We start from the raw sequence: 14273 nt of genomic DNA, 5'->3' as shown, positions 1-14273 counted from the left end.
AAAAGTCTGATAAAATAGAATCATCAATTTATAAAAATCCATTAAACTAAAATTTTGAGGAGAAAAATGGCAGAGAAAAAATCCTTCGAAAGAACCAAGCCCCACTTAAACGTAGGTACGATTGGTCATGTTGACCATGGAAAAACTACTTTAACTGCGGCCATTACCCATGTCTTATCCAAAAAAGGCAAAGCTGAGCCTTTTAAAGTTGACCAAATTGACAACGCTCCCGAAGAAAAAGAGCGTGGACTCACAATTTCACTTTATCATTTGGAATATGAAACCGACAAGCGACATTATGCACACATTGACGCTCCAGGTCATGCAGACTACATCAAAAACATGATTACTGGTGCCGCGCAAATGGATGGCGCCGTTTTAGTCGTGGCCGCGACTGATGGCCCAATGCCACAAACTCGAGAACACATTTTGTTAGCCAGACAAGTGGGTGTGCCTGAAATTGTTGTTTTCATCAATAAAGTTGATCAAGTTTCAGATCCAGAATTAATTGATTTGGTGGAAGAAGAAATTAGAGATCTTTTAACCAAATATAAATATCCTGGCGATAAAACCCCCATTATTCGAGGTTCTGCCTTAAAAGCCTTAGAAGGCGATGCGGAAGCGGAAAAATCAATCGAAGAACTCTTAAAAGCCATGGATGATTTTATCCCAGATCCCAAGAGAGAAACCGACAAGCCATTTTTGATGCCAGTTGAAGACGTTTTTTCAATTAAAGGTCGCGGTACTGTCGTGACCGGCAAAATTGAAAGAGGCATTGTTAAAGTTGGCGAGGAATTAGAAATAATTGGTTTGCATCCGACTAAAAAAACCACTGTCACCGGCGTAGAAATGTTTAGAAAATCCCTAAACGAAGGTCAAGCCGGCGATAATGTCGGGGTGCTTTTGAGAAGTATCGAAAGGGACCAAGTTGAGCGAGGACAAGTTTTAGCCAAGCCCAGCTCAATTACGCCTCATACCGAATTTGAAGCCGAAGTTTATGTTTTGACAAAAGAAGAAGGTGGTCGACATACCCCGTTTTTTAAAGGTTATAAACCACAATTCTATATTCGCACCACTGATGTGACCGGCGAAGTTGAATTATCAGAAGGTACGGAAATGGTTATGCCGGGCGACACCACTAATTTAAAAATTAAATTAATTCAACCGGTTGCCATCGAAGAAAAAATGAGATTTGCCATTCGAGAAGGTGGCAAGACTGTTGGTGCCGGTGTCGTTACTAAAGTTATAAAGTAATCTACGAAATACAAAAATTATACCAAAATACAAAAATAAAATTTTACGTTTCGTATTTTTGTCAGAATTCGTATTATATAAAATCAATCAACTTCAATCAACTTTTTGTATTTTTGTGCCGATTCGTATTTTGTAGAAAATATTTAGGAATTTAAAAAAATGTCTCCCAAGACCACTAGTATTAAAAAGAAAACCAAGATTCGCATTAAATTAACTGCCTTTGATTATCGAATTGCCGATAATGCCGCGGAGAAAATTGTTGAAACCGCGGAAAGAACCGGTGCCTTAGTGTCGGGTCCAATTCCTTTGCCCACGCAACGGACTCTTTATACCGTCCTAAAATCGCCGAATGTCCATAAAGATGCCCGAGAACAGTTTGAAATGCGTGTTCACAAACGTTTAATTGATATTGTCAATCCCACTTCAAAAACCGTAGATTCTTTGATGACACTCGATTTACCCGCCGGAGTTGATATTGAAATTAAAATGTAGTTAATATATAATATCTATTTTTTTATTTTTAAATTGAACTAAAAGGAGGAACCCATGGGCGAAGAACAAGATCAATTTCATGTGGCTAATCCCGCACCTGATCCAACTCCACCAACCGAACAAGCACCAGCTGCACCAACAAGCGAGCCAACCAATGGAGAAAATCCACAAGAGGGCATTTCCACAATTACTGGAATTTTGCTCTTATTATTAATTGCGCTATTAGCTGGTGGTGGCGTTTGGGCGTATTACAACTATCGAGTCATCCCAGACCTCAACAAAGCCTCGACTTCAACAACCACCACCCCGAAAACTGACGAAACTGCAAATTGGAAAACTTTAACCCTAGATTTTTCTAAAGCAACTTTAAAATATCCAGAAACCTGGAAAATTACTAGGGAGAGTGGAAGGGAGAGTGGATGGGAAAATAACACCAAGGAAGATATTTCATTTTATATGGTGAATAAAAAAGAAACCGAATCAAATGTTATTGGAGAATATGCTAATTTGACAAAATGGAGCAACTATTCGTCCAACGAACCATATACTATGCCCTCAGCGGAAAGAAAGCAAGCATTAACCTTGATGAAAGAAATATATAGTAATCAAAAGCTAGCCCCCGAATTGATAAATCGTTTAAGTAAATTCAGTATTGAATTTTTTCCATATAATGGTTCGTCCGCCATTAGCTGGAAATACATTGCTTCCACAGACAATAAATCACGCGGTTTCTCTTGCATTAATACTTCCGGACAAGATGTCGGGATTTATCCTACCTATTATGTAGTACTTTTTAATCAAGACGAAAACGCGGTTGTAAACATTGATTATAGTATGTCTTCCTTTACCAAAGAAACCAAAGCTCTCAATGATCAATTAAATAATACCGCCCTCAATCAACAAGAAATCGTTAATACAAGAATCCATGCTGAATTTAAAACTTTAATTGAATCTAAAACACGAAGTCAATTGAGTTTTGGTGAATTAATGGACACCATTGATTTGGCAATGAAATCATTAAAGTTTTAGAATATTCTAAATTATAAAACAATTCATCAAGGAGGGAAAATGGAACCAAATTCCGAAAAAGGGATTTCCACAATTTTGGGTATTTTATTGGTGCTTTTAGCTGCTGCGGCTGCCGGCGGTGGTGTCTGGGCTTATTACAATTACAAAATCATTCCAGATTTAGAAAAAAAGAGCGCCACCGTGACTGTAAAACCTAACTCAACCTCAGATGATGAAAGTAGTTCCGGGATCGATAAAAAAACTGCCGACTGGAAAACCTATATTAATGAGCCTCAAAATTATCAATTCAAATATCCAACAAATTATTTTGTCGCTGAAGGTTGCTATGATACCCAAACCTATAGTAGAAGAGTTGGCACCAAAGATTTAGTTTTAGTTGATGATACTGATTTTGGCAATACTCCTCCTTGCGAATCAGAATATAAAATTACTAAATTGTCCGTGGTAATTCCTTCTGAAACACAAACCTTTGCCCAATTAAGAAGCCAAGACTCAGCCGATATCGAATCTACTATTACTGTTGATGGTCAAAGTGCTTTAAAATTAGTCTCCACCACCCCCAGCATGTTGGACGGCAGCTTTCAAACGACGATTTATATCATTTATAAAGGTAAAGAATATTCGATTATGTGGGAAAATTCAAATGCGGCTGGCACTCACGATTCAATCTCTGATGATATTCTTGCCACTTTTGAATTTACCACCTAAAAAATACTATAAATACTATAAATGTTGACTTTCTAAAAATTTTGAGATAGAATATAAATAATTGCTAAATTGATAATTTTAAAGTTAAAGTCCAGATAACAGCCTTGATACTTTTAGATAATTAAAAGATAAAATTAAGGCTAGTTCCGGACGATTAATTTATTTTTTAGAGAGATAATATGAATTTTATTCTCGCCAGAAAAATTGGCATGACCCAAGTTTATGACGATAAAAATCATCCTCAGCCAGTCACCGTCGTTGAAGCTGGGCCATGTTATATCTCGCAATTAAGGACGCCAGAAAAAGATGGTTACACCGCCGTCCAATTAGCTTTTCGTGAAAAAAAGCATCTTTTAAAAACCCAAAAGGGTCATCTCGCTAAAGCTAAAATTTCGAAAAATTTAAGTTTTGTTAGAGAAATTCCCGCCAAGAAAATTGATAATTTGGAACTTGGGCAAGAAATCAAAGCGGATATTTTTCAAACTGGCGATAAAGTCAATGTTCAAGGAGTTTCAAAGGGAAAAGGCTTTGCTGGTGTAATCAAAAGACATGGCTTTTCTCGAGGTCCAGAGACTCATGGTTCACACCACCATCGTCGTCCAGGATCAATTGGTTCCATGTTTCCACAACACGTCGTAAAAGGCAAAAAAATGCCGGGACATATGGGCAGTGATAATATCACCATTAAAAAAGCCGTCATCATTGATGTTCAAGCTGATAAAAATATTATATTAATCAAAGGGGCTGTTCCGGGTGCAGCCAAGAGTAATTTAGTCTTAGTTAAAGCTGAATAGGAGTCTAATGCCAAAAACAATTGCTCAAAAAATCCCCACCAATAAAAAAGTTTTAAAGATTCAGGTTTTTAAATTAAACGGCGAAAAAGCTGGCCAAATTTCAATTCCTGAGGTTTTAAAAATTACCCCCAAAGAACACTTGATTTTAAAAGCCGTTCAATGGCAATTAGCCAAGAAACAAATTTCCACGGCCCACACCAAAAACCGAGCCGAAAGACGGGGCGGTGGTAAAAAACCTTGGCGGCAAAAAGGCACCGGACGTGCTCGATTTGGGTCGTCTCGAAACCCAATTTGGCGAAAAGGTGGCGTCGCTTTTGGGCCAACTCCTGAAAATAATTATCAAATTCAAATGCCCAAAAAAGAACGAAAAAGTGCCGTCCAAGCGGTTTTGTCTGATAAAATTGCCCATCAAAAATTAATCATTGTCGAAAAATTGGCTTTATCTGAAATTAAAACTAAAAAAATGCAGGAAATTTTATCAAATTTGAATATTTTTGACACCGTGTTATTGCTTCCTGATGTTCGTGATGAAAAGATCATTAAATCTGCACGGAATTTAGCTTATGTAAAGATTTTATCGCCTGATAGTTTAAATATTTTAGATTTATTAAATTTCGAATATATTTTAACTACCAAGGCTGGTTTTGAACAAATAGTTAAAACATTTTAATATTCCTGGAGCATTAATGGAAAGTTATGAAATAATTATCGGCCCGAAAGTAACCGAAAAAACCGCCTTTTTAGCTAACAGCGGTAAATTTACGATTTTAGTTGCTAAAACTGCTACCAAAAATCAAATTAATGCGGCAGTCAAGAAAATATATAAAGTTAATCCGCTTAAAATAAACATTACCAAAAATCCCGGCAAACAGAAAGCAACTCCTACCAAGCATGGGATGATGGTTCGAAAAATCAAAGGTCAAAAAAAGGCCATCGTGGTTTTGAAAAAGGGTCAAAAAATTCCCGGCTTTGAAACGATTAAATAATTTTAAACATCTTTAAAAAGGATTCTTATGGGAATTAAGAAATATAAAAATACTTCACAAGCGCGTCGAAAAATGTCCGGCGCAGATTTTAAAGAAATTACCGCCAAAAAGCCGCAAAAATCTTTAATTGTTAAAAATAATCGCAAGAGAGGTCACACCAAAGCTGGAATTTCGGTTGGTCAAAGAGGCGGTGGTGCCAAAAGACTTTTTCGAAAAATTGATTTTTTACAGAATAAATTAAATCTTTCAGCCAAAGTAGTTTCAATTGAATATGATCCTAATCGAACCGCTCGAATTGCTCAAATTGTTTTTTCGGATGGTGAAAAAAGATATATTTTAGCGCCACAAGGTTTAAAAGTTACAGATTCGGTAATTTTTGCCGATAAAACCCCGGTCAAAACTGGAAATCGCGCCAAATTAAAAAATTTACCCACTGGTACGGTTTTACACAATATCGAGTTAAATCCTGGTCGTGGCGGACAAACTGTTAGATCGGCAGGTGCTTCGGCTCAACTCTTGTCAAAAGAGGGAAAATATGTTACAATTCAGTTTCCATCCCGAGAAGTTAAAAAAGTCTTAGCCGAATGCTCAGCCTCAATTGGCGCCTTGTCATTTCCAGAAAATTCACTCATCAAGATTGGTAAAGCTGGCCGAAAACGCTGGCAAAATATTAGACCCAAAGTCCGAGGTGTGGCCATGTCCCCAAACGCTCACCCTCATGGTGGTGGTGAAGGTCGCTCATCGGTTGGTATGCCATCGCCAAAAACTCCTTGGGGCAAACCTACAAAAGGTTATAAAACCAGAAAACGCCAAGCTTCTGACAGATTAATTGTTAAAAAAAGAAAATAATATCTTAGGAGTATCATGTCCAGATCCCTTAAAAAAGGTCCATATATTGATGAAAAATTATTGAAAAAAGTTGCCAAAAAAGCCGCTGGCGATTCAAAACCAATTAAAACTTGGTCAAGATCAGCCACAATTACCCCGGAGATGGTTGGTTTTACTTTTGGCGTTCACAATGGCAAAGAACACATTTCAGTCAAAATTTCCGAGGAAATGGTCGGACATAAATTAGGTGAATTTTCAAAAACCAGAAAATTTACCAGACATGGTGGTAGAATGGCTCGTGAGGAAGAAATGGGTCAACGCCAAGCCGGAGCAATTAGCACAACTAGCGAAAGTGCAACTGCGACTAAAAAATAAAGGAAAAAATGGAAAAAACAGAGATTAAGGTTTGTTTCAAATATGCCAGAGTTTCACCCAAAAAAGCGAGATTAATCGCCGATTCCGTTCGTGGCGAAAAGGCAATTTTAGCCGAAGAATCGTTGAAATTTTCACCCACCAAATCGGCAAAATATATTCATCAATTGTTAAAATCCGCCCTCGCAGCTGCCAAAGAAAAGGATTTAGATGGTGAAAAACTTTCTATTAAAGAAATTAGAGTTGACGGCGGTCCATCCTTAAAAAGAAGAAAAATTCGCGCCAAAGGCCGAGCCGACATTATCAAGCGTCGCACCTCTCATCTGACCATCATTTTAGCAGACGTTAAAGCTCCCCAAAAACCATCCAAATATGAAGATAAAGTTGAATCTACAAAAACCGAAAAAAACACTTCAAAAAAATTAACCGACCATAAAAATAATAAACCAACCATAACCCCAGCTGCAAAAAAAGGAGAAGAAAATGGGACAAAAAGTCAATCCAGAAAGTCTAAGACTGCCTCTAAATAAAAATTGGCATTCAAAATGGTATAGCAAAAAAAATTATCCTCAAATCGTGATGGAAGATTTAAATATTAGAAAAGAAATCAAAGCCAAATTTAGCCTTGGCACGATTGAGTTAATTGAAATTGTTAGAGAACGAGGTGGGGATATTAAAATTTTAATTTATACCCCGAAACCGGGTGTCCTCATTGGTCGCAGCGGTAAGGGGACTGAAGATTTAAAAAATTATTTAGACAAAAAAATCGGTAAAAAAGTCAAAATTGAAATCTTTGAAGTTCACGATCCAGACACGAGAGCGCAAATTATTGCTGAAAATATTGCTTTTCAACTTGCCCGTCGGGTCGCATATCGCCGCGCCGTTAATATGGCAATTGAGCGTGCTAAAGATGCTGGCGCCATCGGGATTAAAATTGAAATTGGGGGACGTTTAAATGGTGCTGAAATTGCGCGTCGAGAAAAATTTGGTTCAGGCTCGATTCCGACGCAAACCCTCAAAATCCCCTTAGATTTTGCCAAAGTTGATGCTTTTACTAAATATGGCACCATTGGTATTAAAGTTTGGGTTTATAAAAAAATCGAAGAAAATAATAAATAACCTAAAATAAGTATTAAAAAAGAGTTATCATGTTAATGCCACGAAAAATGAAATATCGAAAACAGCAAAAAGGCACTTTGAGAAAAGTTGCCACCAAAGGTCAAAATTTGGTCTTTGGCAGATATGGCTTAAAAGCTTTAGAAGCTAGATTAATTTCCGCTCGTCAGATTGAAGCTGCTAGACGTGCCATGACCCGGGAAATTAAGCGTGGCGGAGAAGTTTGGATTAGAATTTATCCGGACAAACCTAAAACAGCTTTGCCTGTTGAAACTCGAATGGGTGGTGGTAAAGGAGCGGTTTCACATTTTGTGGCTCGCGTAGCACCTGGGACAATTTTGTTTGAAATGGATGGAGTTACCCGAGAATTAGCTAAAAGAGCCATCACTCTAGCCGCCTTTAAACTACCAATTCGAACCAGATTTGTGGAAAAGGAAGAATAAATGAAGACTAAAGAGGAATTAAAGAAAATTCGAAATAAAAACTTACCCGAGTTGGTCAAAGAATTACAAGTTGAGCGGGAAAAATATTTTCAAATGCGAAAGGATCATTTAATGGAAAAATTAAAGAAAACCGCTGATTTAAAAAAAGTCAAAAAAAATATCGCCCGTTGTCAAACTGTGATTCGAGAAAAAATAGCCGCAGATTTAATTAAAGATTCTTCCTTAAAAGAAGAAACAGCAGATAAAAAAATTAAAAATAATCAATCCCAAAAAATAGATAACCATAAGGATCAAAATGAAAACTAAAACTACTCCTATTAAAAAATCTTCCCAAAAATCTAAAAGTTTACCTAAATTTTCCAATAAAAAGATTTTAAAAGGCGTTATTATTTCCGATAAAATGGATAAAACCGTGGTAGTTTCAGTTGAGCGCTTGAAAGAACATCCTGTGTATCGCAAGAAATTTAAAATTAATCGACATTTTCAAGCTCATGATCCCAAAAACGAATTCAAAGAAGGCGAAACCGTCGAAATTATTGAATCTCGGCCAATTTCAAAAAATAAACATTGGCAAGTCTTAAGACGCCTCGCCTAAACTGTGATTTTAGGAGTATTATGATTCAATTATATTCAAGATTAAAAGTTGCCGACAATTCTGGTGCCAGAGAATTATTGTGTATTCAAGTTGTTGGTGGCACTAAGCGTCGTTATGCTCGAATTGGCGATTTAATCACTGCATCTGTAAAGAGTGCTATTCCAAATGGTCAAGTTAAGAAAAAGCAGGTGGTGAAAGCCGTCATTGTCCGACAACGCCAGAATTTTAAACGCCGAGACGGTTCGTCAATTAAATTTGATGATAACGCCGTGGTGATTATTAATCCTGATAAAAATCCGAAAGGCACCCGAATTTTAGGGCCAGTCGCTCGAGAATTAAGGGAAAGGGGTTATAAAAAAATTATTTCCTTAGCCCCAGAGGTAGTATAAAAAATGAAAATTCATAAGTTTCAGAATAAAAATTTAAAAAATATCAGCATTAAACTTAAAAAAGGCGACAATGTTTTAGTAATTTCAGGCAAAGATCGTGGTAAAACCGGTAAAATCGAAAAAGCATTTCCCAAGAATCGCAAAGTTCAAATTTCAGGCATTAATATTATTAAAAAACATGTCAAACCGACTAAAAAAAATCCCAAAGGTGGTAAAGTTGAAATTGCCGTTCCGATCACCACTTCGAATTTAATGTTGATTTGCCCAAAATGTCACAAAGCCACCAGAACAGGTTTTAAAATCACGGCGCAAAAAAAAGTTAGAATTTGTAAAAAATGCGCTGAAGAAATTTAAACAAATGAGGTTTATGGACAAATTACAAACCAAATTCCAAAAAGAAATTATCCCCTTTTTCAAGAAAAATTTTGGATATAAAAATAATTTAGCCGTTCCCAAAGTTACTAAAGTGATTGTTAATGTTGGAATTGGCCGGATGATGTCTGAAGATTCTAAAAGTTTAGAGCCTATAATTTTGGATTTATCCCATATAACCGGCCAAAAACCCAAGGTTGCCAAATCAACTAAAGCCATTTCTGGTTTTAAATTGAGAAAGGGCATGCCGGTCGGTTTGGTGGTAACTCTAAGAGGCAAAAGAATGTATAATTTTATGGATAAAATTATCAATATTGTCTTGCCTCGAATTAGAGATTTTCGTGGAGTAAAACCATCAGCTTTAGATCAAGGTTTTAATTTAAATTTAGGCATTCGTGAACAAATTGTGTTTCCTGAGATTAAACCAGATCAAGTTGTCAAAACCTTTGGGCTTCAGATTAATTTTGTCACCAATGCCAAAAATAGAGAAGAAGCCGAATTATTATTTCGACAATTAGGAATTATTTTCCAAACTAAGGAGAAAAATGGCTAAAAAATCGCAAATTTTAAAATCACAACGTAAACCAAAATATTCAACCAGAAAAGTCAGCCGTTGTTTAAAATGTGGTCGAAAAAGAGCTTTTATGCGGGATTTTGGCTTGTGTAGAATTTGTTTCCGCGAATTAGCTTCAAAAGGGGATTTACCAGGAATAACCAAAGCGAGTTGGTAAGATCAAAGGAGATTCAAAATGACAGACCCAATATCAGACATGATTGCCAGAATCAAAAATGCCCAGAATATTCAAAAAGCGAAAGTATTCGTGCCTCATTCCAAATTTAAAGAAAATTTTGCCAAAGTTTTAGTAACATTAGATTTTATCGATAGTTTTAAAAAAGTTACCAGGGCTAAAAGAATGTTTTTGGTGCTAACTTTAAAATATCAAAATGAGCGACCGGCAATTTCTGATATAATTCGTATTTCGAAACCTGGCCGCCGGTATTATATTTCAACCAAAGAAATTTCCAAACTCACCCGAGGTTATACCCGATTAGTTATTTCCACGCCAAAAGGTTTAATGAACGATATGGATGCAAAAAAAACTGGTTTAGGCGGTGAAGTAATTTGTCGAGTTTGGTAAGGAGATAAATGTCAAAGCTTGGCCGAAGAATAATTACAATTCCAGAAGGGGTACAAGTCACGGTTGGTGATCAAAAAGTCAAAGTTTCAGGTCCGAAAGGGAACCTTGATTTTAAAATGAAATTAGCTTGTGAGATAAAAATTGAAAATAATTTATTGCAGATTATCCCTAAAAATCAAGATACCAGATCAAAAAGATTGTGGGGGTTAACTCGTGCCCAAATTAAAAATATGGTCGTGGGGGTTTCCGAGGGGTATCAAAAAACTTTAGAACTGATTGGCGTTGGTTTTCGGGCTAAAACCGAAGACGCTCGTCATTTAGTTTTAAGCCTTGGTTTTTCTCATCCGGTTGAATTTGAAGCTCCAGAAGGCATCGAATTAGTGGTTGAAAAAAACAAGATTAAAATTTCCGGGATTGATAAACAAAAAGTCGGACAAACCGCCGCGATCATCAGATCAATTAAAAAGCCTGAGCCATATAAAGGCAAGGGAATTAAATATTCTGACGAAATTATTCGCCGAAAAGCTGGCAAGGCCGTGGCCAAAATTGAAGGCGGGAAGGAATAAAATGAATGCAAATTTTAAACTTATGCAACGAAAAAAAAGAAGAAAAAATATTAGAGCCAAAGTTAAAGGTACCGCACTTCGTCCCAGATTAGCAGTTTTCAAAAGTAATACCCATTTTTGGGTTCAGTTTATCAATGACGAAAAAGGTCAAACTTTAGCCACTGCCAGTGATATTAAATTGGCAAAAAGTACCATTACCAAAAAAACTAAAACCCAAATTGCTTTTTTGGTTGGCGAATTAGCCGCTAAAAATGCTAAAGCGAAAAAAATCAGCAAAGTAATTTTTGATCGGGGCGGTTATAAATATCATGGTCGCGTTAAAGCTTTTGCAGGCGGTGCCAGAAAAGCTGGCTTGGAATTTTAGAAAGGTTCAATATGCCAAAAAGAATACCAATGGGTCCACAAAATATGCCCGAAGTTAGAATGAGAAAAGCTCGTTTTAACAAAAAAGAACGTCCCAGGGATGAATTTTCTGAAAATGTCGTTCAAGTTGATCGTGTCACCAGAGTTGTGGCTGGTGGTAAAAGAATGAGATTTCGAGCTACAGTTGTGGTTGGCGATAAAAATGGTAAAGTAGGATTAGGGGTTGCCAAAGCCAATGATGTCGCGACAGCAGTTCAAAAAGCGGCCCGTAAAGCTCGCCAAAATTTAATCCAAATTCCGATTAAAAACGAAACAATTACCCGCGAAATTAGATTTGAATTTGGAGCCGCGGTTGTTCTCTTAAAACCGGCTGCTAAAGGTACTGGCATTATTGCTGGTGGTCCAGTTAGAATTGTGGCTAATTTGGCTGGCGTCAAAAATATTCTTGGGAAAATTTTAGGTTCGCCCAATAAAATTAATAATCTTAAAGCGATTATGGGAGCTTTGGAAGAATTAGCAGAAAGGGCGAGACAATGAAACAACATACCTTAAAACCAATTATGCCTCGGAAAAAGAAAAAAAGAGTCGGACGCGGAATTGGTTCCGGATATGGCAAAACTGCCGGTCGAGGGACTAAAGGCTTAAAATCTCGAACTGGTTATAATTTACCAATCGGTTTTGAGGGTGGCCAAACTCCGCTCAAAATGAGATTGCCCAAGAAAAAAGGATTTTTTAGAAACAGACCCAAAACCAGAGTCATTAATTTAGAACAAATAAATAAAACTTTTACTGCCAAAGAAATAGTTTCTCCAAAAACACTTTTAGAAAAAGGGCTTATTAAGACCGAAAATACTAAAATAAAAATATTAGCCAATGGTAAAATTGACCATGCTTTAACTTTTGAGGGTTTGGCAATTAGCAAAAATGCTCAAAAGAAAATTGAAAAAACCTCAGGTTCAATTAAAGTTGTCTCCAAAAAAGTTACCAAAACTCCACCCAAAAAATCAACTCCCAAAGCGACGAAACAATCAACCAAAGATAAAATAAATACCAAAGGAAACTAATGTCTCTATCGTCTCAATTTAAAAGTTTCTTTCTCTATCGCGATTTACGTTTAAAAGTCATTTATACTATCGCGATTTTAATTTTAGTTCGAATTTTAGCCCACCTTCCTTTGCCAGGTGTTGATTTATCAGCTTTAAGGGAATTTTTTGGACGCAACCAAATTTTTGGCCTCTTAAATCTTTTTTCTGGCGGCACCATGGAAAATTTTTCCATCATCTTAATGGGTGTTGCGCCCTATATCACCGCTTCTATTGTGATGCAACTTTTAACCATGGTCATTCCCGCTCTGGAAGAATTATCCAAAGAAGGCGAATCTGGCCAACAGAAAATCAATCAGTGGACAAGGTATTTAACCGTTCCCTTAGCTTTAATCCAATCATATGCCATGATTTCGTTGTTAACCAAAGGTGCTTCTGGTCAGCCGGCGATTCTTACAAGCGGTTTAGGCGGCGTTAACATGGTCTCGGCTTTATTAACCGTCACTGCTGGCACGATTTTATTAATGTGGTTAGGCGAGCTAATTTCAGAAAATGGTTTAGGCAATGGCGTTTCCTTAATTATTACTTTAGGAATTATTTCTGGTATTCCTAAAATGTTGCGCGATACTTTTGCTTTAATTTTTACCGGCGGAGCGATTGATTGGACCAAACTCTTAGGCTTGACCGTTTTTGCCTTAATTGCTGTCGCGGTGGTAGTTTTTATTATTATTGTTTCTGAAGGTGAGAGGAGAATTCCTGTTACTTATGCGAAAAGAGTTCGAGGCTCAAATGTCACTGGCGGCGCTTCAACATATTTGCCAATGCGTGTCAATCAAGGCGGCGTTATTCCAATCATTTTTGCCCTCTCAATCATTATTTTTCCTGGTACGATTGCCAAATTTTTAATGAATGCCAAATCCGAAACCTTAGTTGACATTGCCACCAAAGTAAATAGTTTCTTTAATAATCAAACTATTTATGGAATTTTATATTTTGTGTTAATCATTGCCTTTACCTATTTTTATACCGCGATTGTTTTTAATCCGGAAAAAATTTCTGAAAATCTCCAAAAACAAGGCGGTTTTATTTCCGGAATTCGGCCTGGCCGAGAAACCAAACAATATCTGTCAAAACTTTTGCACCGGTTAAATTTATCAGGCGGTCTTTTTTTGGGGATAATTGCTATTTTACCTTTTATCGTCCAAGCAATTACTCAAATTCCTACTTTAGTAATCGGTGGAACAGGTGTTTTGATTTTGGTTTCAGTAGTTTTAGATACTTTACGGCAAATCAAATCACAATTAGTAATGAGAAGTTACCAATATTAAATTTTTAACAATTTATCTTTTTTTAGCCTTCGATAATATCAAATTTTTCAATTTTTCGGAGGAGCAATGAGCAGGATTGAGGAAAAAATTGATAACAATTTGCGCAAAGGTCCAGCTGGCTTTGGAATGTTAGTGGCAATGTTTGTTTTGGTTTTTTTAGTCGGAGCTGGTGCTGGAATTTTTGGCGGAATATTTTGGGGCAAGAAAATTGCCAACAAAAATAATGCCAAATCTGAAACCGCAAATTCCGGCGAAGTCAAGGGCGAAACAAATACCAATAAGTCCAAAACCCCAGTCACGGACGGATCTTCGGTTCAGGAATATACTGTTAAAGCCGGCGAAACCTTGTTTACGATTGGTTTAAAATTTAATTTACCCTGGACAAAAATTGCCGAATATAATGGTTTATCCGAAGATAGTGTCATCAAACAAGGTCAAGTTTTAAAAATCCCCGCC

The 14273-nt window shown here is 36.8% G+C and carries 25 protein-coding genes; all 25 read left to right on the top strand.

The genetic code is table 11. The annotated features are described in order from the left end of the window. Nucleotides 1–66 precede the first annotated feature (66 nt). Nucleotides 67–1254 (top strand): elongation factor Tu, encoded by a 1188-nt coding sequence (gene tuf, locus VJJ80_00775; protein HLC38651.1) that lies wholly within the window; start codon nt 67–69, stop codon nt 1252–1254. A 159-nt stretch (nt 1255–1413) separates the two neighbouring features. Beyond that, nucleotides 1414–1746, top strand: coding sequence for a 30S ribosomal protein S10 (gene rpsJ / locus VJJ80_00770; protein ID HLC38650.1), 333 nt, complete (start codon nt 1414–1416; stop codon nt 1744–1746). 54 nt (nt 1747–1800) lie between these two features. Next, nucleotides 1801–2775, top strand: coding sequence for a hypothetical protein (locus VJJ80_00765; GenBank protein ID HLC38649.1), 975 nt, complete (start codon nt 1801–1803; stop codon nt 2773–2775). Nucleotides 2776–2814: 39 nt separating this feature from the next. Next, entirely contained in the window at nt 2815–3483 is a 669-nt protein-coding gene (locus tag VJJ80_00760; protein HLC38648.1) for a PsbP-related protein, read from the top strand. 179 nt (nt 3484–3662) lie between these two features. Next, complete coding sequence (gene rplC / locus VJJ80_00755) at nt 3663–4277, top strand: 50S ribosomal protein L3 (protein ID HLC38647.1); 615 nt, start codon at nt 3663–3665, stop codon at nt 4275–4277. A gap of 7 nt (nt 4278–4284) precedes the next feature. Then, nucleotides 4285–4947: a 50S ribosomal protein L4 gene (gene rplD / locus VJJ80_00750; protein HLC38646.1), complete on the top strand. Its 663-nt coding sequence runs from the start codon at nt 4285–4287 to the stop codon at nt 4945–4947. Nucleotides 4948–4963: 16 nt separating this feature from the next. Beyond that, nucleotides 4964–5263 carry a 50S ribosomal protein L23 gene (rplW, locus tag VJJ80_00745; protein ID HLC38645.1) on the top strand — a complete coding sequence of 100 codons (300 nt, stop codon included), beginning with the start codon at nt 4964–4966 and terminating at the stop codon, nt 5261–5263. A gap of 27 nt (nt 5264–5290) precedes the next feature. Next, a complete protein-coding gene (rplB, locus tag VJJ80_00740) occupies nt 5291–6112 on the top strand; it encodes a 50S ribosomal protein L2 (GenBank protein HLC38644.1) in 822 nt (273 codons plus the stop codon). Nucleotides 6113–6127: 15 nt separating this feature from the next. Beyond that, nucleotides 6128–6466: a 30S ribosomal protein S19 gene (rpsS, locus tag VJJ80_00735; GenBank protein HLC38643.1), complete on the top strand. Its 339-nt coding sequence runs from the start codon at nt 6128–6130 to the stop codon at nt 6464–6466. An 8-nt stretch (nt 6467–6474) separates the two neighbouring features. Continuing rightward, nucleotides 6475–6993, top strand: a complete 519-nt coding sequence (rplV, locus tag VJJ80_00730) for a 50S ribosomal protein L22 (GenBank protein HLC38642.1) — start codon at nt 6475–6477, stop codon at nt 6991–6993. Continuing rightward, nucleotides 6947–7582 carry a 30S ribosomal protein S3 gene (gene rpsC, locus VJJ80_00725; protein ID HLC38641.1) on the top strand — a complete coding sequence of 212 codons (636 nt, stop codon included), beginning with the start codon at nt 6947–6949 and terminating at the stop codon, nt 7580–7582. The genes rplV and rpsC overlap by 47 nt, the downstream gene beginning before the upstream one ends. A gap of 29 nt (nt 7583–7611) precedes the next feature. Beyond that, nucleotides 7612–8022, top strand: coding sequence for a 50S ribosomal protein L16 (gene rplP, locus VJJ80_00720; protein HLC38640.1), 411 nt, complete (start codon nt 7612–7614; stop codon nt 8020–8022). Further along, complete coding sequence (gene rpmC / locus VJJ80_00715) at nt 8023–8328, top strand: 50S ribosomal protein L29 (GenBank protein HLC38639.1); 306 nt, start codon at nt 8023–8025, stop codon at nt 8326–8328. Further along, nucleotides 8318–8617 (top strand): 30S ribosomal protein S17, encoded by a 300-nt coding sequence (gene rpsQ, locus VJJ80_00710; GenBank protein ID HLC38638.1) that lies wholly within the window; start codon nt 8318–8320, stop codon nt 8615–8617. The genes rpmC and rpsQ overlap by 11 nt, the downstream gene beginning before the upstream one ends. 20 nt (nt 8618–8637) lie before the next feature. Continuing rightward, a complete protein-coding gene (gene rplN / locus VJJ80_00705; GenBank protein ID HLC38637.1) occupies nt 8638–9006 on the top strand; it encodes a 50S ribosomal protein L14 in 369 nt (122 codons plus the stop codon). Nucleotides 9007–9054: 48 nt separating this feature from the next. Then, on the top strand, nt 9055–9360 hold the full coding sequence (gene rplX, locus VJJ80_00700) for a 50S ribosomal protein L24 (protein ID HLC38636.1): 306 nt from the start codon (nt 9055–9057) through the stop codon (nt 9358–9360). A gap of 13 nt (nt 9361–9373) precedes the next feature. Continuing rightward, entirely contained in the window at nt 9374–9931 is a 558-nt protein-coding gene (gene rplE / locus VJJ80_00695) for a 50S ribosomal protein L5 (protein HLC38635.1), read from the top strand. After that, complete coding sequence (locus VJJ80_00690; protein HLC38634.1) at nt 9924–10109, top strand: type Z 30S ribosomal protein S14; 186 nt, start codon at nt 9924–9926, stop codon at nt 10107–10109. Before rplE ends, VJJ80_00690 begins: the two co-directional genes overlap by 8 nt. Before the next feature lie 18 nt (nt 10110–10127). Further along, nucleotides 10128–10517, top strand: coding sequence for a 30S ribosomal protein S8 (rpsH, locus tag VJJ80_00685; GenBank protein HLC38633.1), 390 nt, complete (start codon nt 10128–10130; stop codon nt 10515–10517). An 8-nt stretch (nt 10518–10525) separates the two neighbouring features. Then, the gene (gene rplF / locus VJJ80_00680) at nt 10526–11083 is read left to right on the top strand and encodes a 50S ribosomal protein L6 (GenBank protein HLC38632.1); all 558 of its coding nucleotides are present in this window, start codon (nt 10526–10528) and stop codon (nt 11081–11083) included. A 1-nt stretch (nt 11084) separates the two neighbouring features. Further along, nucleotides 11085–11447, top strand: a complete 363-nt coding sequence (gene rplR, locus VJJ80_00675; GenBank protein HLC38631.1) for a 50S ribosomal protein L18 — start codon at nt 11085–11087, stop codon at nt 11445–11447. 11 nt (nt 11448–11458) lie between these two features. After that, nucleotides 11459–11983: a 30S ribosomal protein S5 gene (gene rpsE / locus VJJ80_00670; GenBank protein ID HLC38630.1), complete on the top strand. Its 525-nt coding sequence runs from the start codon at nt 11459–11461 to the stop codon at nt 11981–11983. Then, nucleotides 11980–12510 (top strand): 50S ribosomal protein L15, encoded by a 531-nt coding sequence (rplO, locus tag VJJ80_00665; GenBank protein ID HLC38629.1) that lies wholly within the window; start codon nt 11980–11982, stop codon nt 12508–12510. Before rpsE ends, rplO begins: the two co-directional genes overlap by 4 nt. Then, nucleotides 12510–13817: a preprotein translocase subunit SecY gene (secY, locus tag VJJ80_00660; protein ID HLC38628.1), complete on the top strand. Its 1308-nt coding sequence runs from the start codon at nt 12510–12512 to the stop codon at nt 13815–13817. The genes rplO and secY overlap by 1 nt, the downstream gene beginning before the upstream one ends. A 66-nt stretch (nt 13818–13883) precedes the next feature. Then, nucleotides 13884–14273 (top strand): LysM domain-containing protein (locus tag VJJ80_00655; protein HLC38627.1); only part of this gene is annotated, 390 nt, incomplete at its 3' end.

It is taken from the genome of Patescibacteria group bacterium (assembly GCA_035288465.1).
Classification (GTDB): domain Bacteria; phylum Patescibacteriota; class UBA1384; order DATEAH01; family DATEAH01; genus DATEAH01.
The sequence above is the reverse complement of the archived record's forward strand: the minus strand, read 5'-3'. Positions and strand labels throughout refer to the sequence as shown.